The following is a 19,145-nucleotide window of genomic DNA, read 5'->3' as shown; positions in this document are numbered from 1 at the left end:
ACGTCAGCTCAGTGCTTCCATCTTGCCGGCTGCCGGGATGTTTGGTGCCGTCTTATTGTCAACGATGACGAGGTCGAATTTTCCGTCGTCCTTGCGGCGCCACTGGCCGCCGACCAGCGGCGTCTTCGTGACGTTCTTGGCGGCGAAGGGCGGCACACCCTGGCCATTCCATTCGACGTGGCCGACGATGGTGTCGACTTTGGAGGCGGCGATGGCGGCGGCGATGGCATCGGCATCTGTCACATCATTGACGCGGCCCATGACATTGGTCGCCATCTCGAACAGCGAATGGATAAAGCCGATCGGTTGTGTCCAGGGGCGGCCGGTCTTGGCCGTGAAGTCGGCGGCAAGCTCCGCAGCACTCTGGCCTGTCAGCGACGATTTGAACGGATGCTGGGCCGACCACCAGACTTCGGACGACAGATTGTGGCCTGCCGGACCGAGCGTCTCGACCGATTGCGGGAAGAGGATTGCCTTCGCAACTGTGAGCGCCTTGGGTGCAAAACCCTGCTGCTTGGCCTGGTTCCAAAAGGTGGTGAAGTCGGGCGGGATGACGACACCGGTGATGATGTCGCAGCCGCCCGCCTTGAAGGCGTTGACCTGGGCGGTGAAATCATCCGAGAGGTTCTGGTAGCGGCCGGGATCGAGCAGGTCGTAGCCAGCCTGCGCGAGCCCCGGCTTCAGCCCGACATTGGGATCGCCCCAGGCATTGCCGTCGGCATCGTTGGGGAACAGGCCGCCGACCTTCTTATTTGTGTCGAGCTGGCTCCACATGTTGGTGAAGACAGCGATGACATCTTCGAGACCCCAGAAGTAGTGATAGGCGAAGTTGAAGGGTTTCCAGCTGGTGGGATCTCCGGGATTACCCTGCTGGCCGATGAACCACGGCTGCCACGGCGCCTTGGTCGAGATGCAGGGCATACCTTCCGCCTCGCAGGTGGTGGCTACGGGATTGGTGGTCTCCGGTGTGGATGCCACCAGCATCAGGTTTATCTCGTCCGACAGGATCAGTTCCTTGGCGACATCCGCTGCGCGGTTCGGATTAGACTGGCTGTCCTTGACGATGACCTCGAAGTTCTTGCCCGCCTCGGTCGCAAGGAAAGAGGCGATGTTATAGGCATCGCTCTCCCCGAAGCTCGCCAGCGGCCCCGTCTGCGGACTGACGTAACCGATCTTGATCTTGGCTCCTTGGGCGATGGCCGGGGCCGCGAGACCACCGAAGCCATAAGCAAGGCTTCCTGCGGCGGTCGTCTTCAATAGCGTTCTGCGCGTGATCATGCTGTCCTCCCCATTGTTGTCTGGTTTCAGGCGGCGACCCGGCGAAATGGCCGGCTGCCGACTGCAAGGTCCGTCAGGATGGCGTCGAGGGCTGCAACCTCCATCTCGGATGCCTGATGGGTGCGTCCGGGAAAGAGCTCGCATCTCAGCCTCGCACGCGCCCTCCCAAGCGCTTCCGAAGCTTCGGCGAATGCCGAGACCGGGATCCATGGATCCAGGTCCGAGCCGGTCAGATAGACGGGCATGCCGTCGAGATCGGCACACGGTCGATCGTCGGTGGAGTGGCCCACGCGGCAGCCGGTGAGGTTGACCATCGCCCCGTTCCACGGGCCGAACTTCATCGCATATTCCAGCGACAGGCAGGCGCCCTGGCTAAAGCCGCCGATCACCAGCGGCTTCTCACGGCCGCCGGCATGGCGCAGGTCCTCGACCAGTCCATGCAGGTGGTCGAGAGAGGCGCCGAGCGCCTCCCTTGTGCCGTCGTTGAGGGCATCGGTTGCGCGGGCTGCATACCAGCTGTTGCCCTCCGCCCGAGGCAGGCAATAGGCAATACGACCTGCCGACAGCCGTCCGATTACCTGTTCCAGCATGTCTTCGGGCGACTGGGTGCGCCCATGCACGAAGACGCAGAGGACCTCAGCCTCGGCCGGTGAAACCCCGAAGCGATGCGGCTCGCCATGTTTTGCCATGCCGGCATCTCCCCCTCTTAGAAGTTTGCAGGTTCGAGGCCGGCGATCAGTTCTTCCCTGCGATCTTCGAACCAAGGCGGGAAAACCAGTGTCGAGCCGATCGCATCGGCCGGTTCGTCCTTGGCCCAACCGCCCTCGACAGACCATGCGATCTCGAAGAGTGCCCCGCCCGGCGAGCGCACATAACAGGACTTGAAGTAGTTGCGGTCTTTCTGGTCGGAGACGTCGGTAAAGCCCAGCCCTTCGATGTGAGCTTTCAGCTTCAGCTGGTTCTCCTCGTTGCCTGTGTTGAGCGCAAGGTGGTGGATGGTGCCACCCGAAAGCGTCCAGGTGCCCTGGGGGCCCGTTGGCTCGTGCAGGACTTCGACCATGCTGGAAGGGCCGCCGGCATTCGGCACCGAGAACATAAGTCCTTCCTCGCTGTCCGCTTCCTTCTTCATGCCGAGGGCAATGGTCAGGAAGTCATCCATCGAGGTGCGGTCAAATACGGCAACAGCGGCACCATAAATCCCCCGGATGCCGTGATGGGGGCCGATGCCCTGGCGTTCGTTGGTGATCGGCTCACGTGTATCGGCCGGACTTTCGACCAGTTCGTGATCGATGCCGCAGGGATGGGCGAGCGAAACGCGGGTAATGCCGAAGCGGCTGCTCATCGAAGCCTTGATGCCACGCTCGTTCAAGCGATTGACCCAGAATTCCGAGGAGCCGAGGGGAATCGAGAGCTGGATGATCTTCGACTGGTTGGTGCCCCGCTTGCCGTAAATGCCGGGCTTGCGGAAGGGGAAAGTGGTGACGATGGTTGAGGGGTCGCCATTCTTGGCGCCATAATAGAGATGATAGACGGGGATCACGCCGTCGAAGAGGACCGTTCGCTTGATCGAATGCAGGCCCAGCGTCTTGGTGTAAAAGTCATAGTCCTCCTGCGCCCCGTCTGTGCTGAGCGTAAGGTGATGATAGCCCGAAATGTATGACATGCGTTCCTCCTCCAAATGCCGTCATGCGGACAAGCGGGATCCGCAGACACGAAACACCAGGAACCATCCCGAAACTGAAGACGGGCTGCGATCGTCTCCCAAACGCAAAGTCCGCCTTGCGCATCTCTCCAGCCCGTCATTCGTGCAGGATCCTCCCCATGCAGGTGCGACCATACAGCGGAAGCCCGTGTCTGTTGATAAAATTGCTTATGTTCGGTATAGCAAATTGCTATGAAAATCGACGAAAGACACCTTGTACAACTGGCGGCCGTGGCGGAGACCGGAGGGGTCACCGAAGGGGCTGCCATGCTCGGCATGACGCAGCCCGCCGTGTCGCGCACGCTCTCGATGCTGGAACGGCGTGTCGGCGAGCCGCTGTTCATTCCGGGCAAGCGGCCGATGCAGCTTACGCCACTCGGTCAACAACTCGCGATCCAGGGCCGTTCGATCCTGCTTGCCTCGCGCAAGGCCGTGGACATTGTGCGCAGCTTCCAGTCAGGCACGTCGGGACGGATCAAGGTCGGTGGTGTTCCCTTCTTCATGGATGCGGTCATCTCGCAGATGATCGCATCCTTTCAGTTGAAGGAACGCGACATTCTTGTCGAGCAATCCTATGGCAATATGCCTGACCTTTTGAATGAGCTGGAATCGAGCCAGATCGACATGGCGATCACGCCGATCGGCAGTGCCGAACTGGGCGCTGATTTCGAGTTCCAGCCGCTTTTGCCGGGACGAAACGTACTGACCTGTGCGGTCGGCCATCCGCTGTTGCGCAAGCGCACGCTGCGAATTGAAGATATCGTCACCTATCCCTGGGTGGCGCCGCTGCCGGGCTCGCCGCTTGTGCTCGACCTCCACAACATTCTGATTACTCTTGGGATTTCGGAGCTTGCGATCCGTTATTCCGGCGGCTCCCTGCTCTCCGTGGTCAACTATGTCGCTTCCACCGATGCGCTCGCCATCCTGCCCCATTCGGTGGTCTTTTCGTTCAAGGGACAGGACAAGATCTCGATCGTGCCGGTCGACATCCCGCAGCCGGAGCGAACGCTGGGCATTATCACGCGGCGCAAGACCTATCCCAATCCGGCGGGGCGGAAGTTCCGCGATCATATCGTCGGGGCCTTCAAGGACCTCAAGACGATCATCGAGCGCCACGAAAAGTCGATCGTCTGGGGGCAGGGGCCGTTTCTGCCGGAGCGGGATCGCTGACGGACCAAGAGGCAGTTCATCGCCTCAGGGTTTAATGGGGATCTGCAGCCCGATCTTGATGTCGCGCAACACGACGTTGGTGTTCATGCGCTTGATCTGCGGATTTTCGGACATCAGTTGCGCGCTGATGTCATCGTAATGCTCGACATCGCGGGCAGTGATGATGGCGACCAGATCGACCTGGCCCGTCACATAGTAGACCTGCTGGATGTTGTCCTGCTTGTCCGCCCAGGCGCGGAAGCGGGCGAGCGCATCATAATTGTCCCGCTCGATCTCCATGCCGGTGATGAAGGTCATCGGATAATCGGTCGCCTTGCGGGAGACGACCGCGATCTCGGCGGTGATGATGCCGTCCGTGCGCAAGCGCTTCAAACGGCGTTGGACCGCTGAGGGAGAAAGGCCCACCTTGTCCGCAATGGCCTCCGCCTTCATCTGGCAATCGCGCTGCAGAAGATCGAGAATGCTGCGATCGAATTGGTCCAGTTGTTCGACCATGGCCGTCGTCTCCTTCGCTGGCGTTGCGCCTCACCTGACCAGTCGGGTGCGCTGATCGGGATCAGTGCTGATCATGAGCGTTCTCTGGTGCTTTCTGCGGGAATTCTGCAACGAATGCAAGAAATGCGCGGAAAAGAGGCGCGGATCGCCATCTATGGTCTTGCACCTCCGAATGTCTCAGGATCCCGATGACGATAGCCGCCAGCGCTGCCCTTGACGTAACTGATCTCCACAAGAGCTTCGGCCCTCTGGAGGTTTTGAAGGGCGTCTCCGCCACGGCCAAGCGTGGTGACGTAATCTCGCTGATCGGCTCGTCAGGCTCGGGCAAAAGCACCTTCCTGCGCTGCATCAACCTGCTTGAAACACCCGATCAGGGACGCATCATCGTCGGTGGCGAAGAGTTGCGCTTGAGGCCTTCCAATAAAGGCGGCCTGGAAGCCGCCGATCGCAAGCAGTTGGAGCGGTTGCGCACCGGGCTTGGCATGGTTTTCCAGAGCTTCAATCTCTGGGCTCATCGCACGGTTCTGGAAAACGTCATTGAAGCGCCGGTACATGTCCTGAAGGTGCCGCGTCGCGAGGCGATCGAGAAGGCGGAGGGCCTGCTCGCCAAGGTCGGGCTCTACGACAAGCGAGATGCCTATCCGGCCTTTCTCTCAGGCGGCCAGCAGCAACGCGCCGCCATTGCGCGTGCGCTCTGCGTCGATCCGGCCGTCATGCTGTTCGACGAGCCAACATCGGCGCTCGATCCGGAACTGGTCGGCGAAGTGCTGAAGGTCATCCGCGATCTCGCCGAAGAGGGGCGCACCATGCTGCTCGTCACCCATGAAATGGCCTTTGCCCGCGACGTGTCCACCCATGTGATGTTCCTCGATCGTGGTCGCGTCGAGGAAGAGGGGCCGCCGGAGCGCGTATTCGGCGATCCGACCAGTGCCCGCTGCCGCGACTTCACCCGCAGTCTTTCCGGTCGCGCCGCTGGCTGACCGATCCATTCGCATTCCATCCACTTAAGGGGACCATCCGCCATGAAACTTATCTCCCTCCTTCTCGCCGGTGCAGCACTTACCGTAACCGCCGTCACCGCCCAGGCGGAAGTGCGCTTCGGCATCATGAATGAGGCCTATCCGCCCTTCTTCGCCAAGGATGCATCGGGAGTCTGGCAGGGTTGGGAAATCGACATGATGAATGCGGTCTGTGCCGAGATGAAGGAGACCTGCTCGGTCGTCGACTTGTCCTGGGATGGCCTGATCCCGGCGCTGCAGTCGAAGAAGTTCGACGTCATCTGGTCGTCGATGTCGATCACCGACGAACGTCTGAAGACCATCGACTTCACCAATAAATACTACAACACACCGAGCAAGCTCATCGGCCCGAAGGACCAGGAGCCGGGCGCTACGCCGGAAGCTGTCGAGGGCAAGACGATCGGTATTCAGGTGTCGACGGTGCAGTCGGAATATTACAAGAAATATTTCGCCGACAAGGCCGAGGAACAGACCTACCAGACGCTCGACGAAGCTTTCCAGGACCTCGCTGCAGGTCGCATTGACTACGTCTTCGGCGATTCGATCGTGCTCGACGCATTCCTCAAGTCGGATTTCGGCAAAGATTGCTGCGCCGATATGGGTGATGTCGCGGATGATCCTGCTGTTCTTGGTATCGGCGTCGGCGGCGGGTTGCGCAAGGAGGATACCGAACTCAAGGCCAAGCTGAACGACGCGATCGCTGCCGTCAGGGCGTCTGGCAAGTATGACGAGATTTCGAAGAAGTACTTCTCCTTCGACATCTACGGCAAGTAAGCGGCCGCACAGACGATGGCGACAACCCCGATGACGGCATGGCAATTGCTGGCGCTCGAGCCTCCCGGCTGGGGCGGTGCGCTGCTGACGGGTGCCGTTACGACCGTCGCCATCTCGGCAACCGCCTTCGCCATCGGGCTCGTCTTCGGGCTCTTCGGCGCGATGGGCAAGCTCTCCGGCAACCGGCCGGTGGGGCTGCTGTTGAAGCTCTATACCGGCACCATCCGTGCGGTGCCGGAACTCATCCTGATCGTCGGCCTCTACTATGCCGGCACCGACGGGTTAAACCGGCTGCTGCAGTCTTTCGGCATGCCGCCGGTAGAGGTCAATGGGTTCGTCGCAGCCGTTGCCGTGCTCGGCTTCGTTCAGGGCGCCTATATGACCGAGGTGCTGCGCGGGGCGATCCTTGCGATCCCGGCCGGCCAAATCGAGGCAGCCCGCGCCTTCGGCATGTCGCCATTTCTCCGCTTCCGTCGGGTGACCTTGCCGGCGCTGTTGCCCAATGCGCTGCCCGGCATGGCCAATCTCTGGATGTCCGTGACCAAGGACAGTGCGCTGGTTGCCGTCGTCGGTTATCAGGAACTGGCGCTCACCACGCGGCTCGCTGGCGCCAATACCAAACAGTATTTCCTGTTCTTTCTGGCGGCCGCCATTCTCTATTTGGCGATCACGCTTCTCTCCAATCTCGTCTTCCACTGGCTCGAGCGTCGTGTGCGCCGGGGCCAGCGGTTGACGGCCTGACGGGGGAGGAGACAATGGATTTCGACTGGCTTTCCAAATACTGGCCGCTTCTCCTCGACGGTGCCTTCCAGACGGTAGCGCTGCTCGTGATCTCGGTCGGCTTCGGCTTCATCCTGGCGATCGGTCTCGCCTTTGCGATGGTGAGCGGCGGACCAGTGACGCGCAGTCTCGCGCGCGGTTATTCGACCGTGTTTCGGGGAACGCCGCTGCTGATCCAGCTCTGGCTGCTTTATTACGGCGTCGGATCGCTTTTGCCGATGGTGCCCGGGCTGCGCCACAGCTTTCTCTGGCCGATCTTGCGCGAAGGCTTCTTCTTCGCTGCCTTATCCTTCACGCTCAACTATGCGGCCTATGAGGCAGAGGTCCTGCGTGGTGCGCTCCTCTCCGTGCCCAAGGGTGAGCTGGAGGCGGGGCGTGCACTCGGCATGAGCCGGTTCACGCTGGTGTGTCGCATCTGGCTGCCGCGCGCCATCCGCACGGCGCTTCCGACAATCGCCGGCGAGGTGGTGCTGCAGTTGAAGGCGACACCGCTCGCCTTCACGGTGACCGTCATGGATCTCTATGCCGTCGCTTTCAAGGTCCGGCAGGATACGCTTCTCGTTTACGAGCCGCTGCTCGTTGTCACCCTCTTCTATGTCGTGCTCACCGTCCTGATTACCCGAGCCTTCGGTTTCATTGAGGCCCAGGTGCCGATCCGCCGCTGAGCGGCTCTGAAAGACCAATCATGTCCAAAACCTTCGTCACGCATCCTTTGCCGTCCACTGCGGGACCCGAGACCCGGTCGCTCGACGCGGGTCTTGTGATCGATCCGGGGACGGGCGCGATCGCGCCGAACATTTCGATGTCGGTGAACAATGTGCTGATGCCGGGAGATGGGGCGTTTTCCGCCGATGGCGTCGAGGATCTGGCATCGCTTCCTTATCTCTACGCGCGCTGGACCAATCCGACTGTCCGCCAGCTTGAACAACGTTTGGCCGCGCTGGAAGATGCTGAGGATGCGCTTGCCAGCGCCACGGGCATGGCCGCGATTGCCGGCATGTTGCTGACGCTGCTCAAGGCTGGCGACCACTTGATTGTCTCCGACGTCTGTTATGCAGGCGCTGCCGAGCTCACCCAGCGCGTGCTGCCGGATTTGGGCATTGAGGTCACCCCCGTCAACATGGCGCGGCTCGATCTTGTCGAGGCGGCGATCCGGCCGAACACGCAGCTCATTCATTGCGAAAGCCCTGTTAATCCTATCCTGCGCCTCGTGGATCTCAAGGCGCTGGCGGCCATTGCCGCACGCCATGGCGTGCTGACCTCGGTGGATTCCACCTTCGCCACGCCTGTCGCGACACGACCGCTCTCGCTCGGCGTCGATCTGGTCGTCCATTCGCTGACCAAGTTCATCAACGGCCATGGGGATGCGCTCGGCGGCGCCGTAGCCGGCCGCAGGGAACTGGTTGCTCAGATCCGGGGTCGTGCGGGCGTTTATCTGGGGGCGGCCCTCTCGGCCCACGCCGCCTGGCTGATCATGCGCGGCATCGACACGCTTTATCCGCGCCTGCGCATGGCCTCGGAGACGGCGCTCTCGGTCGCACGCTTTCTGGAGAGCCACCCGCAGGTGGAGCGGGTTATCTATCCCGGCCTGGACTCCCACCCTCAGCATGACCTTGCGAAGCGCCAGATGGACGTGTTCGGCGGCATGATCGGTTTTCGGACGCGCGATCCGAAAGCCACGGCGTGCCGACTGGCCGAGCGACTGCGGGTCGCTCACTACGCCTTCTCACTCGGCCATCAGCGCAGCCTCGTCGTTCTCATGGATACCGACGAGATGATGGATTCAACCTACCGGCTCACCGGCGAGCCGCTTGCAGATTACCGCGCCTATGCCGGCGACGGGCTCTTCCGCCTGTCGATCGGCCTCGAGACCCCGGCCGATATCATCGCCGACCTCGACCAGGCGCTTACCCCCTGACCGCATCCGACGGAGACATTCCCATGGCAGACACCCTTATTCTCGACGGCGGCATGAGCCGCGAATTGTTGCGGCTTGGTGCCGAACTCAAGCAGCCGGAATGGTCGGCCCTGGCGCTGATGAACAGCCCCGAAATCGTCCGCCAGGTGCATGCGGAATTTATTGCCGCCGGTGCCGATGTCGTCACCACCAATTCCTATGCACTTGTGCCTTTCCACATCGGCGAAGAGCGTTTTGCCAAGAACGGGGCAGATCTGATCGCGCTCTCCGGACGGCTAGCCCGCGAGGCTGCGGACGCCAGTGACCGCAAGGTCTTGGTTGCCGGTTCGCTGCCGCCGATCTTCGGCTCCTATGAGCCGGAGAATTTCGACCCGTCGCGCGTACAGGATTATCTCCAGGTGCTGGTCGAGCATCTGGCGCCGCATATCGATGTCTGGCTTGGCGAGACGCTCAGCCTAATCGCGGAAGGTGAGGCTGTGAGCGAAGCCATCAAGGCGCATCCGAAGCCGTTCTGGATTTCATTCACGCTTGCCGATGGTGAGGCTCAGGTGGCAGGCGGCGAGGCGACGCTGCGGTCTGGCGAAACGGTGAGAGCCGCTGCCGAATGGGCCGCCGGCTCGGGCGCTTCGGCGCTGCTCTTCAACTGCGCCAAGCCGGAAGTGATGAAGCATGCGGTCGAGACGGCGGCGGCGGTGTTCGCCGAAAGAGGCGCCGACCTCAAGATCGGCGTCTATGCCAATGCCTTCGAGACCGATACGGACGAAAAGGCGGCAAACGAGGGGTTGCACGACACGCGTCAGGACCTGACGGGTGATGTTTATTCCCGTTTCGCCTGCCAGTGGGCCGATGCCGGCGCCACGATGATCGGCGGATGCTGCGGCATTGGAGCGGAGCACATTCACACGGTTGCGACGGCTCTGCGTCGGGTGGCTTGAGACGCCTCTGTGAGCCTCAGGCTCTCTGCAGATCGCTCACGGCAAGGAGCCCGTATCCGGGGCTATCCCGGATATGCCCCCTGTCTTTCTGACCGATGCGTCAGACGTCCAGCGTCGTCTGGCGCTCCCAGGCGGTGAAGTGGCCGCAGTAGCTATCCCACTCGCTTCGTTTCAGCTTGAGATAGGCGTCGGAGAATTCGTCGCCCAAAGCCGTCCGGAGCGGGGCGTCTTTTTGGAACTCTCGCAGCGCGTCGAGCAGGTTCAGCGGCAGGCGCGGCGCATCTTTCACCGTGTGGCCGTCGCGGTACATGTCGATGTCGTGATGCGGACCTGGATCGGCATCGCTCTTCAGGCCGCTCAAGCCCGCTGCAATGATGATTGCCTGGAGCAGGTAGGGGTTCACCGCGCCATCCGGCAACCGCAGTTCGAAGCGGCCGGGGCCGGGGACGCGGACCATATGGGTGCGGTTGTTTCCGGTCCAGGTCACGGTGTTTGGAGCCCAGGTGGCGCCGGAGACTGTGCGCGGGGCGTTGATGCGCTTGTAGGAATTGACCGTCGGGTTGGTGATTGCGGCCAAGGCCGAAGCATGTTTCATGATGCCGCCGAGGAATGTCTTGCCCTTGGCGGAGAGGCCAAAAGGCATATCCTTGTCGGCGAAGGCGTTGATCTGGCCCTCGAGATCCCAGACCGAAATGTGGGCGTGGCAGCCGTTGCCGGTGAGGCCCTTGAAGGGCTTTGGCATGAAGGTAGCGCGCAGCCCGTGCTTCTCCGCAATGGACTTCACCATGAACTTGAAGAAGGAGTGCTTGTCGGCCGTCTTCAGTGCGTCGTCATATTCCCAGTTCATCTCGAACTGGCCATTCGCATCCTCATGGTCGTTTTGGTAGGGTTTCCAGCCCAGCGCCAGCATGTGGTCGCAGATTTCCGCGATCACGTCATAACGGCGCATCAGCGCCTGCTGGTCGTAGCAAGGCTTTTCCGCCGTGTCGTATTGATCGGAGATCTGTTCGCCATCGGCGGAAATCAGGAAGAATTCGGGCTCAACGCCGGTTTTCACCCTGAGGCCGAGTTTTGTTGCCTCCGCGACCAGTTTCTTCAACACCACGCGTGGCGCCTGCGCGACCGGTTCATCGTCCATCATGCAGTCGGCGGCAACCCAGGCGACCTCAGGCTTCCAGGGGAGCTGGATGACGGACGAGGCGTCTGGAATGCCGAAGAGATCCGGGTGGGCAGGAGTGAGGTCGAGCCAGGTGGCGAAGCCTGCAAATCCTGCGCCGTCCTTCTGCATGTCGGAGATGGCCTGGGCGGGGACCAGCTTGGCGCGCTGGGCGCCGAAGAGGTCGGTGTAGCTGATCATGAAGTATTTGATGCCTCGCTCCTTCGCGAAGCCTGCCAGATCCTGTGTCACGTCGTTCCCCTATTTTTATGGATTGAGACACATCGGTTGAAAGAAGAATGGCCGCATCCGTGGGAGTCGGATGCGGCCATTCAGGTGGTTAGAAACCTCCCTTTCCGGGATACCAGCTAGTGCCGGCGAGTGGCACCTGCGCCATGGCTGCGGCTTCCATCGTCAGCGCGCAAAGATCCTCCGGCTCCAGATTGTGTAGCTTGTTCTTGCCACAGGCGCGGGCGATGGTCTGCGCCTCCAGCGTCATGACCTTCAGGTAGTTGGCAAGCCTTCGTCCGGCCGCGACCGGGTCAAGGCGGGCGGCGAGATCCGGATCCTGGGTGGTGATGCCGGCCGGGTCCTTGCCTTCATGCCAGTCGTCATAGGCCCCGGCGGTCGTGCCCAGCTTCTGGTAATCCTCTTCCCATTTCGGGTCGTTGTCGCCTATGGCCACCAGCGCTGCCGTGCCGATTGCAACAGCATCGGCGCCAAGCGCAAGGGCCTTCGCCACATCAGCGCCCGAGCGGATGCCACCTGAGATCACCAGTTGCACCTTGCGGTGCATGCCGAGATCCTGCAGCGCCTGGACGGCAGGCCTGATGCAGGCAAGGGTGGGCATGCCAACGTGTTCGATGAAGACATCCTGGGTCGCGGCCGTGCCACCCTGCATGCCGTCGAGCACCACGACATCGGCGCCAGCCTTTACCGCCAGCGCCGTGTCGTAATAGGGGCGTGCGCCGCCGACTTTCACATAGACCGGCTTCTCCCAATCGGTGATTTCGCGCAGTTCGAGGATCTTGATTTCGAGATCATCAGGGCCCGTCCAGTCCGGATGGCGGCAGGCGGAGCGCTGGTCGATGCCCTTGGGCAGGTTTCGCATGTTGGCGACGCGATCGGAGATCTTCTGGCCGAGCAGCATGCCGCCGCCGCCGGGTTTCGCCCCCTGGCCAACCACCACTTCTATCGCATCGGCGCGACGAAGATCCCTGGGGTTCATGCCGTAGCGGGAGGGGAGGTACTGGTAGACGAGCTTTTCGGAATGGCCGCGCTCCTCGTCGGTCATGCCGCCGTCGCCCGTCGTGGTGGAGGTGCCGGCGAGCGATGCGCCGCGGCCGAGCGCTTCCTTGGCATTGCCGGAGAGAGCGCCGAAGCTCATGCCGGCAATAGTGATCGGGATCTTCAGTTCGATCGGCTTCTTCGCAAAACGCGTGCCGAGCACGACCGAGGTATCGCACTTCTCGCGGTAGCCTTCCAGCGGATAGCGGGAGATGGATGCGCCGAGGAAAAGCAGGTCGTCGAAATGCGGGACCTTGCGCTTGGTGCCGGCGCCTCTGATGTCGTAGATGCCGGTGGCCGCCGCACGGCGGATTTCGGCCAGGGTATAATCGTCAAAGGTTGCGGACTTGCGCGGCGGGGTGAAGGGGTTGTGGTAGCTCATGGCCTGTCCTCGCCTCAATACGCGTCGGCATTGTCGATGTTGAAATTGTAGAGCTTGCGGGCCGAACCGTAGCGTCTGAACTCTTCCGGCTTCACATCGGTGATCCCGGCCTTGGCGAGGAGTTCGGCGAGCTTTGCCAGATGTTTCGGCTTCATCGGTTTTTCGATGCAATCTGCGCCAAGGCTTTTGACCGTGCCGCGCACAAAGAGCTTGGCTTCGTAGAGACTGTCGCCCAGCGCTTCGCCGGCATCGCCGCAGACAACGAGATGGCCTGATTGCCCCATGAAGGCCGACATATGGCCGATGGAGCCACGCACGACGATGTCGATGCCCTTCATCGAGATGCCGCAGCGGGAGGCGGCGTTGCCCTTGATGACCAGCAAGCCGCCACGCCCTGTGGCACCGGCATACTGACTGGCGTCACCTTCGATGAACACTGTGCCGGACATCATGTTTTCCGCGACACCCGGGCCGGCGGAGCCATGGATGGTGACCGTGCCGCCGTCGTTCATACCGGCGCAATAGTAGCCCACCGAACCCTTCACTTCGACAGTCACGGGCGCGTCGATGCCAACCGCCACGGCATGATGGCCGCGCGGGTTCACCACTTCGAAGAGGGTGTCGTTGGAACCGGCGCCAAGATTGTGAAGCGCGCTGTTCAGGTCTCGAAGCGGAGTATGGGAGAGGTCGAAGACTGGCATTCGCAATGCTTTCTCGGAGTGTCGCGGTTCAGGCGGTCTTTTCGTGGTCCCAGAAATAGACTGTCGCCGGTTCGGGCTCCCAGACGCGGGCGGTCTCGATGCCCGGGAGGTTGACCAGCGCCCGGTATTCGGAGCCGAACGCGACATACTGTTCAGTCTCGGCCATGACGGCGGGCTTGCAGGCGATCGGGTCGCGGACGACGCCGAAGCCGGTTTTCGTGCCGACGACGAAGGTGAAGAAGCCGTCGAGATCATCAAGCGCGCCGGTCAGCGCCTGACCGAGATCCTTGCCCTTGGCCATCTCCGCGGTGAGATAGGCTGCGGCCACTTCGCTATCATTCTGTGTCTCGAAGGACATGCCCTCACGGATCAGCTCGCGACGCAGGTTGTTGTGGTTCGAGAGAGAGCCGTTGTGCACCAGACACTGGTCGGCACCGGTCGAGAAGGGGTGGGCTCCGAGCGTGGTCACCGCACTTTCGGTCGCCATGCGGGTGTGGCCGATGCCGTGGGTACCGCCCATGGCGCGAACGCTAAAGCGCTGCACGACATCCTTGGGCAGGCCAACTTCTTTGAAGATTTCGACGCTTTCGCCCGAGCCCATGATGCGCACGTTTGGGCGGACAACGGTCAGAACGGATCGGATGTTCGCCAGATCGCTCTGGTCGATCAGGATCACCGCGTGAGTGCTCTTTACGGCGAGCTCGGCTGTGAGGCCGGCCTTGGCGAGATCTTCTGCGAGGTCCAGAAAATCCGCACCCGGGGCGGCAGACTGAACGGTCACCTTGGCTTTGCCGTCGCTCGTTTCGCCGTAAATCGCGATACCGGCGGAGTCAGGTCCGCGATCGGTCATGGTGATCAGCATATCTGACAGCAACGAGCCGAGCCGCGGTTCAAGTGCCTTGTCCTTGAGAAACAGTCCAACGATGCCGCACATGGCCACAACCCCTTTGTTCAGTGGAACAAGGAGTAGCAGCGGCACGCTCCTCGATCAACCTTCAGGAAACTATTTTTCCTAAGGGGCAATCATCTTTGATGGGGATAGGAGATGATCGAAAGATAGCGTGCGGGTAATTTGACCAGTTCTTCCGGGCCATGCGGTGCGTCCGCATCGAAGAACAGGCTGTCGCCGGCTTCCATCCGGTAGAGCCTGTCGCCGTGGCGGTATACAACTTCCCCCTCGAGCATATAGAGGAACTCCATGCCCTCATGCTGGAAGGTTGGAAAGACATCCGACGATGCATTCAGCGTGATGAGATAAGGCTCGACCATGACGCCCGAGGTGTTGTTTTCGATGTGGCCGAGCAGGCTGTAATGGTGGCCGGCACGGGTGCCGCGGCGCTCCAGATTGACGCCTTCGCCCGCCTTGACGAAGCTCGCGGATTTGGGCTCCTCGAAGCCCTTGAAGAAGGCGGTGATCGGCATACCGAGAGCTTTTGATAGCGCCTGGAGAGTTGTCAGCGAGGGCGAAATGTTGCCGTTTTCGATCTTTGACAGCATGCCGACCGACATGCCGGTTGCAGCCGCGAGATCGGCGACCGTGATGCCTAATTTTTTGCGATAGGTGCGAACCTCGTGGCCGATCGCCATTTCGAGATTGTTGGCCCGCGGCTCCCGCACAGCGTGCGGATCCTGGGCGAGGGCGGCAACAAGAGAGGCGGCAGCGGGCGGCTTGCTGGGGCCTTTGCCATCCTTAGCACCCTTTGCCATCAGATCTCTCCCCCGGATCATGTTTATCACTCTGCCGCTCACGCGTCGGAGTGCTCTAGCGGATTTCAGCGGGAGGCCACAATGGTCTTTCAGTATGTGACTAAAGGTGAGGCGTTGGGGAAGCCGGAGCGAGGGAGGATGTTGCAGATCCGCTGCGGGCTTCAGCAGTCGAGAGGCCTGTCCAAGATAGATCTTCACCGCTGGGGGGCAAAAGCGCCAAGGGGAACGCACGGTCTACCGTTTGCGTTGAACTAGTCGGCCAACTGCATCACTTCCAGTGCAGATCTGGCCACGATGTCGGCGCCGATACGGTTGAACGCCTGCGGGTCCTTTTTCACGGCTGGGCCGCCCACCGCGATCTTCATGCTTCCCGCATAACGATTGGAGTGTATCCGGCGGATCGCCTGGGCGCATTCCGGAGCCTCATCGACGCGACCGACCGAAATGCCGAGAAGGTCGTAGGGGCCGTTCGAGAGGCGCATGTAGACGTGATCGTCAAGCTCGAGCTCGCCGCCGCCTTCGACGGCCCAGCCCATGTCGCGAAAACAGGACGCAACGATCGAGACGCCGATGGTGTGCATTGCACCTCGTGTTCGTGCCAGGAGAACCCGACGCTCCGTCTCGCGTGCACTGAGCGCTGCACTTCGGCTCTGCGACAAGTGGTTTATGATCATGCCGATGCGGGTCGAGGCTACGGCAACCTGCATGAAATCCGTCTCGTCCGTGCACCACAGATTGCCAAGATAGGCCGCAACCGGGGCGAAGAGCTGGATTGCCAGCGTCTGCATAGGCAAGCCGCTGCGCTGCAATTCCTCAATCAATTCGCGGTGGCCGCGGGGATCAGGATCAATAAGTACGCTGATCAGCGCCTGGCGGAAAGAAATTGCCCTCTCCGTGCCGGGCAGCTGGCGCGCCACAGGATCGAGTTCGGGATGCAGTTGGAGGTCGATTTCCTGCGGTAGCGCGCGCGAAGCCCGTCCGGCCATCAGCTCCGGATGCCCCGCACCCACGAGCTTCGGAACAGCCTTGCGAATGGCATTCTCAAGGATTCGATAATCGAATGGACTGAGATGATTACCGGCTGTGGCTTCTGCAGGCGGCTTTTCGTCGTCCCTCGTGTCCCACGCGTCTCCCCGCCCGCCAGGTGGCGGGTCTTTCCTGCTGTCGTTGGCCATTTCACCCTCCCGATCCCTGGCCTTGACGGTCTTCTTCTTCCCGCTCGAACACTACTGCATCCGCAATCAGTCGCCAATCATATTCTAAAATTTAGTTCGCCAGGCATTACGGTGCCTGCTTCGTTTCGGTTTTCTCCCAGCGAAAGAAGTTAACCTCGGTCTTCTGCGCGATGCACCTGGGGCGTCGCGTCCTGATGTCCGCCTCGGGCACGTGTATGGCCGTTGATGACCTCGCTCACATGCGGTGCGAGGACGCCTCTGACCTGGCCGGCGATATGGCGTGCCGTTAACCGGGCTTCGTCATACATGTCCTCAGGGCTTGCCTGAGCGATAAAGTGATCGGGCAATGTCAGGGTTCTGATGCGCGTGCGGCCGTCCAGCATTCCCTTTTGTGCAAGATAATGAAGCACAAGAGCGCCGAATCCTCCCGTCGCTCCCTCCTCAACGGTCAACAGCAGTTCGTGATTGGCAAAGAGTTCTGCAATGAGGGCGGTGTCCAGAGGTTTGGCAAACCGTGCATCGGCGACGGTGACGCTGATGCCGTAATCAGCGAGCATCCGACGAGCCGAGAGACATTCTGCAAGTCTTGTTCCGAAGGAGAGGAGGGCCACGTGGCGCCCGCTCTCGACGATCCGGCCTCGTCCTATCTGCAGGGCCTGGCCTTCGGCCGGAAGGGATATGCCGGTTCCTTCGCCGCGCGGGTAGCGGAAGGCGATCGGCCCAGAGTCGTGGGCGGCGGCGGTGGACACCATATGCACAAGTTCGGCCTCGTCGCTCGCCGCCATCACGGTAAAGTTCGGCAGATTGGCGAGGTAACCGATGTCGAAGGCACCGGCATGGGTTGGACCGTCGGCGCCGACCAGTCCTGCACGGTCGATGGCGAAGCGAACCGGCAGGTTCTGTAGTGCCACGTCGTGCACAATCTGGTCATAGGCACGCTGCAGGAAGGAGGAATAGATCGCGCAGAAAGGTTTCATTCCGCTTGCGGCAAGACCCGCTGCGAAAGTGACGGCGTGCTGTTCGGCAATGCCGACGTCGAAACAGCGATCTGGAAATTCTTTCTGGAAGAGGTCGATACCAGTCCCGGCGGCCATCGCGGCCGTAATGCCGATGATGCGCTTGTCCCGGCGCGCTTCTGCAATCAGTGCATTTGCAAAGACCTTGGTGTAGACGGGTGCCTTGGCAGGTGTTTTTACCTGCGTGCCGGAGAGGATGTCGAATGGATTGACGCCGTGGAATTTGTCGGGGGCCGCCTCGGCATGATGATAGCCAGCGCCCTTTCTTGTCACTGCATGCAGAAGGATCGGGCCAGGATCGGCCTCCTTCAGAGATCGGAGCAGGGGCAGGAGCGTGTGGAGGTCATGACCGTCAATGGGGCCGACATAGCGCAAGCCGAAGTTTTGGAACAGATTATGCCGACCCGTTGCGGCTGCTTCGGGTGCGTCGGTGATCTGCCGAATGCGCGACAGATGACGGGCCAAGGCTCCCGTCGAGGGAGAAATCGACATATCATTGTCGTTGAGGATGACGATCAGACGGCGTCCGAGACTACCTGCATTGTTCAGCGCTTCGAAGGCCATGCCTGCCGACATCGCTCCATCGCCGATGACGCAGACCACATGTCCCTCTTCTCCGGCCAGATCGAAGCCGACGGAAAAACCGAGACCGGCGGAGATCGATGTGGAGGAGTGCGCGGCACCGAAGGGATCGTAGGGGCTTTCGCTGCGGCGGGTAAAGCCGGAGATTCCGCCCTTCTTGCGCAGGCTCGACATGCGCTCACGCCGACCGGTCAGGATCTTGTGCGGGTAGCACTGGTGGCCGACGTCCCAGAGCAGCTTGTCATGGGGTGTGTCGAAGACCGCGTGTATGGCGATGGTCAGTTCGATGACACCGAGGCTGGAGCCGAGATGGCCGCCGGTTTCCGAAACAACCTTGAGCGTCTCGGCCCTCAGTTCATCGGCCAGGCGCACCAGTTCCAAGTGCTCCAGGCTGCGCAGATCCTGCGTTGACCTGATGCGGTCGAGCAGGGGAGTGACGCCGGCATTCGTCGAAATAAAGCCCACTGCGCTATCCTCCCACGCAAGAGCCTGTCCTACCGACTGCGTCGCCCGCAGGCATTGCTGCCGTACGGGAGCTGTTTGTCAGAGGAGCAGTATCACCACTGCATATTCGGAGAAGTCACGCGATCTGTAAACTTTTTTTTACACTTCTGAAAAGAAATCCGCCGGACCTTCGGAGATCCGGCGGCGCTGACACAAATTACTGGGCTGTGCTGAAGGTTTTCACATAGGCAATGACGTTGGCGATATCCTTCGGGTCCTTGAGGCCGGCGAAGGCCATCTTGGTGCCCTTCACCACGCCGCGCGGATCAGCAAGATAGGTGGTCAGAAGCGCTTCGTCCCAGGTCTTGCCGGCACCGAAGTCGGTCATCGCCTTGGAGTATTTGAAGCCTTCCTTGGTGCCCGGCTGACGGCCGATGACGCCTTGAAGCGACGGGCCGACCTTGGCTTTGTCGCTGTCGACGTTGTGGCAGACACCGCATTTCTTAAAGACGATTTCGCCGGCTGCGACGTCGCCTTCCTGGGCGAAGGCGGTGGAACAGATCAGAAGCATGGCTGTGGTGCAGGCGGCAGTGAGAATTCGCGACATGAAGAAACCTCCCATAA

At 61.2% G+C, this 19,145-nt stretch carries 19 protein-coding genes; 7 read left to right on the top strand and 12 right to left on the bottom strand.

What is annotated here, in order from left to right:
* Nucleotides 1–3: 3 nt before the first annotated feature.
* From FJQ55_RS18975 to FJQ55_RS18965, 3 genes are read right to left on the bottom strand one after another with little or no spacing between them, the layout of a single operon-like run.
* Nucleotides 4–1,278, bottom strand: coding sequence for an ABC transporter substrate-binding protein (locus FJQ55_RS18975; protein WP_140830837.1), 1,275 nt, complete (start codon nucleotides 1,276–1,278; stop codon nucleotides 4–6).
* A gap of 26 nt (nucleotides 1,279–1,304) precedes the next feature.
* A complete protein-coding gene (locus tag FJQ55_RS18970) occupies nucleotides 1,305–1,967 on the bottom strand; it encodes an alpha/beta hydrolase (RefSeq protein ID WP_167507755.1) in 663 nt (220 codons plus the stop codon).
* A gap of 17 nt (nucleotides 1,968–1,984) precedes the next feature.
* Complete coding sequence (locus FJQ55_RS18965; RefSeq protein WP_140830835.1) at nucleotides 1,985–2,941, bottom strand: VOC family protein; 957 nt, start codon at nucleotides 2,939–2,941, stop codon at nucleotides 1,985–1,987.
* A 231-nt stretch (nucleotides 2,942–3,172) separates the two neighbouring features.
* Between FJQ55_RS18965 and FJQ55_RS18960 the strand changes: the two genes are divergently transcribed.
* Entirely contained in the window at nucleotides 3,173–4,150 is a 978-nt protein-coding gene (locus FJQ55_RS18960; protein ID WP_140830832.1) for a LysR family transcriptional regulator, read from the top strand.
* A gap of 24 nt (nucleotides 4,151–4,174) precedes the next feature.
* Here FJQ55_RS18960 and FJQ55_RS18955 read toward each other — a convergent pair whose 3' ends face one another.
* Entirely contained in the window at nucleotides 4,175–4,645 is a 471-nt protein-coding gene (locus tag FJQ55_RS18955; RefSeq protein ID WP_062281037.1) for an Lrp/AsnC family transcriptional regulator, read from the bottom strand.
* Nucleotides 4,646–4,833: 188 nt separating this feature from the next.
* Between FJQ55_RS18955 and FJQ55_RS18950 the strand changes: the two genes are divergently transcribed.
* The 6 genes from FJQ55_RS18950 to FJQ55_RS18925 are packed head-to-tail and all read left to right on the top strand — an operon-like array spanning nucleotide 4,834 to nucleotide 10,071.
* Complete coding sequence (locus tag FJQ55_RS18950; protein ID WP_140830829.1) at nucleotides 4,834–5,625, top strand: ABC transporter ATP-binding protein; 792 nt, start codon at nucleotides 4,834–4,836, stop codon at nucleotides 5,623–5,625.
* 42 nt (nucleotides 5,626–5,667) lie between these two features.
* Nucleotides 5,668–6,438: a transporter substrate-binding domain-containing protein gene (locus tag FJQ55_RS18945; RefSeq protein WP_140830827.1), complete on the top strand. Its 771-nt coding sequence runs from the start codon at nucleotides 5,668–5,670 to the stop codon at nucleotides 6,436–6,438.
* A gap of 15 nt (nucleotides 6,439–6,453) precedes the next feature.
* Entirely contained in the window at nucleotides 6,454–7,179 is a 726-nt protein-coding gene (locus tag FJQ55_RS18940) for an ABC transporter permease (RefSeq protein ID WP_140830824.1), read from the top strand.
* 14 nt (nucleotides 7,180–7,193) lie between these two features.
* The gene (locus FJQ55_RS18935) at nucleotides 7,194–7,883 is read left to right on the top strand and encodes an ABC transporter permease (protein WP_140830822.1); all 690 of its coding nucleotides are present in this window, start codon (nucleotides 7,194–7,196) and stop codon (nucleotides 7,881–7,883) included.
* 20 nt (nucleotides 7,884–7,903) lie between these two features.
* The gene (locus tag FJQ55_RS18930) at nucleotides 7,904–9,136 is read left to right on the top strand and encodes a trans-sulfuration enzyme family protein (RefSeq protein WP_140830819.1); all 1,233 of its coding nucleotides are present in this window, start codon (nucleotides 7,904–7,906) and stop codon (nucleotides 9,134–9,136) included.
* 23 nt (nucleotides 9,137–9,159) lie between these two features.
* On the top strand, nucleotides 9,160–10,071 hold the full coding sequence (locus FJQ55_RS18925; protein WP_140830817.1) for a homocysteine S-methyltransferase family protein: 912 nt from the start codon (nucleotides 9,160–9,162) through the stop codon (nucleotides 10,069–10,071).
* A 100-nt stretch (nucleotides 10,072–10,171) separates the two neighbouring features.
* Here the strand turns inward: FJQ55_RS18925 and glnT are convergent, their stop codons facing one another.
* The 8 genes from glnT to FJQ55_RS18885 form a co-directional block, all read right to left on the bottom strand.
* Nucleotides 10,172–11,479, bottom strand: coding sequence for a type III glutamate--ammonia ligase (glnT, locus tag FJQ55_RS18920; protein ID WP_140830815.1), 1,308 nt, complete (start codon nucleotides 11,477–11,479; stop codon nucleotides 10,172–10,174).
* Between the two features lie 88 nt (nucleotides 11,480–11,567).
* A complete protein-coding gene (locus tag FJQ55_RS18915) occupies nucleotides 11,568–12,896 on the bottom strand; it encodes an FMN-binding glutamate synthase family protein (RefSeq protein ID WP_140830812.1) in 1,329 nt (442 codons plus the stop codon).
* Between the two features lie 14 nt (nucleotides 12,897–12,910).
* Nucleotides 12,911–13,597 (bottom strand): GltB/FmdC/FwdC-like GXGXG domain-containing protein, encoded by a 687-nt coding sequence (locus FJQ55_RS18910; protein ID WP_140830810.1) that lies wholly within the window; start codon nucleotides 13,595–13,597, stop codon nucleotides 12,911–12,913.
* Between the two features lie 28 nt (nucleotides 13,598–13,625).
* The gene (locus FJQ55_RS18905; protein WP_140830807.1) at nucleotides 13,626–14,531 is read right to left on the bottom strand and encodes a class II glutamine amidotransferase; all 906 of its coding nucleotides are present in this window, start codon (nucleotides 14,529–14,531) and stop codon (nucleotides 13,626–13,628) included.
* A gap of 89 nt (nucleotides 14,532–14,620) precedes the next feature.
* A complete protein-coding gene (locus FJQ55_RS18900) occupies nucleotides 14,621–15,304 on the bottom strand; it encodes a helix-turn-helix domain-containing protein (protein ID WP_425467552.1) in 684 nt (227 codons plus the stop codon).
* Nucleotides 15,305–15,555: 251 nt separating this feature from the next.
* On the bottom strand, nucleotides 15,556–16,479 hold the full coding sequence (locus FJQ55_RS18895) for a cobalamin B12-binding domain-containing protein (RefSeq protein WP_246085195.1): 924 nt from the start codon (nucleotides 16,477–16,479) through the stop codon (nucleotides 15,556–15,558).
* Nucleotides 16,480–16,628: 149 nt separating this feature from the next.
* Nucleotides 16,629–18,542 carry a 1-deoxy-D-xylulose-5-phosphate synthase gene (locus FJQ55_RS18890; RefSeq protein ID WP_246085194.1) on the bottom strand — a complete coding sequence of 638 codons (1,914 nt, stop codon included), beginning with the start codon at nucleotides 18,540–18,542 and terminating at the stop codon, nucleotides 16,629–16,631.
* 196 nt (nucleotides 18,543–18,738) lie between these two features.
* Nucleotides 18,739–19,128, bottom strand: a complete 390-nt coding sequence (locus FJQ55_RS18885) for a c-type cytochrome (RefSeq protein ID WP_140830805.1) — start codon at nucleotides 19,126–19,128, stop codon at nucleotides 18,739–18,741.
* Nucleotides 19,129–19,145: the final 17 nt, after the last annotated feature.

The sequence above is a fragment of the Rhizobium glycinendophyticum genome (genome assembly GCF_006443685.1).
Taxonomy (GTDB): domain Bacteria; phylum Pseudomonadota; class Alphaproteobacteria; order Rhizobiales; family Rhizobiaceae; genus Allorhizobium; species Allorhizobium glycinendophyticum.
This window is presented reverse-complemented; position numbering and strand designations above follow the sequence as displayed.

What these genes read in the sequence shown, in the direction of transcription:
- FJQ55_RS18885 (WP_140830805.1), bottom strand. Translation starts at nt 19,128, where the DNA reads ATGTCGCGAATTCTCACTGCCGCCTGCACCACAGCCATGCTTCTGATC.
- FJQ55_RS18910 (WP_140830810.1), bottom strand. Translation starts at nt 13,597, where the DNA reads ATGCCAGTCTTCGACCTCTCCCATACTCCGCTTCGAGACCTGAACAGC.
- FJQ55_RS18900 (WP_425467552.1), bottom strand. Translation starts at nt 15,304, where the DNA reads ATGGCAAAGGGTGCTAAGGATGGCAAAGGCCCCAGCAAGCCGCCCGCT.
- FJQ55_RS18970 (WP_167507755.1), bottom strand. Translation starts at nt 1,967, where the DNA reads ATGGCAAAACATGGCGAGCCGCATCGCTTCGGGGTTTCACCGGCCGAG.
- FJQ55_RS18935 (WP_140830822.1), top strand. Translation starts at nt 7,194, where the DNA reads ATGGATTTCGACTGGCTTTCCAAATACTGGCCGCTTCTCCTCGACGGT.
- FJQ55_RS18905 (WP_140830807.1), bottom strand. Translation starts at nt 14,531, where the DNA reads ATGTGCGGCATCGTTGGACTGTTTCTCAAGGACAAGGCACTTGAACCG.
- FJQ55_RS18915 (WP_140830812.1), bottom strand. Translation starts at nt 12,896, where the DNA reads ATGAGCTACCACAACCCCTTCACCCCGCCGCGCAAGTCCGCAACCTTT.
- FJQ55_RS18950 (WP_140830829.1), top strand. Translation starts at nt 4,834, where the DNA reads ATGACGATAGCCGCCAGCGCTGCCCTTGACGTAACTGATCTCCACAAG.
- FJQ55_RS18925 (WP_140830817.1), top strand. Translation starts at nt 9,160, where the DNA reads ATGGCAGACACCCTTATTCTCGACGGCGGCATGAGCCGCGAATTGTTG.
- FJQ55_RS18895 (WP_246085195.1), bottom strand. Translation starts at nt 16,479, where the DNA reads ATGGCCAACGACAGCAGGAAAGACCCGCCACCTGGCGGGCGGGGAGAC.
- FJQ55_RS18975 (WP_140830837.1), bottom strand. Translation starts at nt 1,278, where the DNA reads ATGATCACGCGCAGAACGCTATTGAAGACGACCGCCGCAGGAAGCCTT.
- FJQ55_RS18965 (WP_140830835.1), bottom strand. Translation starts at nt 2,941, where the DNA reads ATGTCATACATTTCGGGCTATCATCACCTTACGCTCAGCACAGACGGG.
- FJQ55_RS18945 (WP_140830827.1), top strand. Translation starts at nt 5,668, where the DNA reads ATGAAACTTATCTCCCTCCTTCTCGCCGGTGCAGCACTTACCGTAACC.
- FJQ55_RS18930 (WP_140830819.1), top strand. Translation starts at nt 7,904, where the DNA reads ATGTCCAAAACCTTCGTCACGCATCCTTTGCCGTCCACTGCGGGACCC.
- FJQ55_RS18940 (WP_140830824.1), top strand. Translation starts at nt 6,454, where the DNA reads ATGGCGACAACCCCGATGACGGCATGGCAATTGCTGGCGCTCGAGCCT.
- FJQ55_RS18960 (WP_140830832.1), top strand. Translation starts at nt 3,173, where the DNA reads ATGAAAATCGACGAAAGACACCTTGTACAACTGGCGGCCGTGGCGGAG.
- FJQ55_RS18955 (WP_062281037.1), bottom strand. Translation starts at nt 4,645, where the DNA reads ATGGTCGAACAACTGGACCAATTCGATCGCAGCATTCTCGATCTTCTG.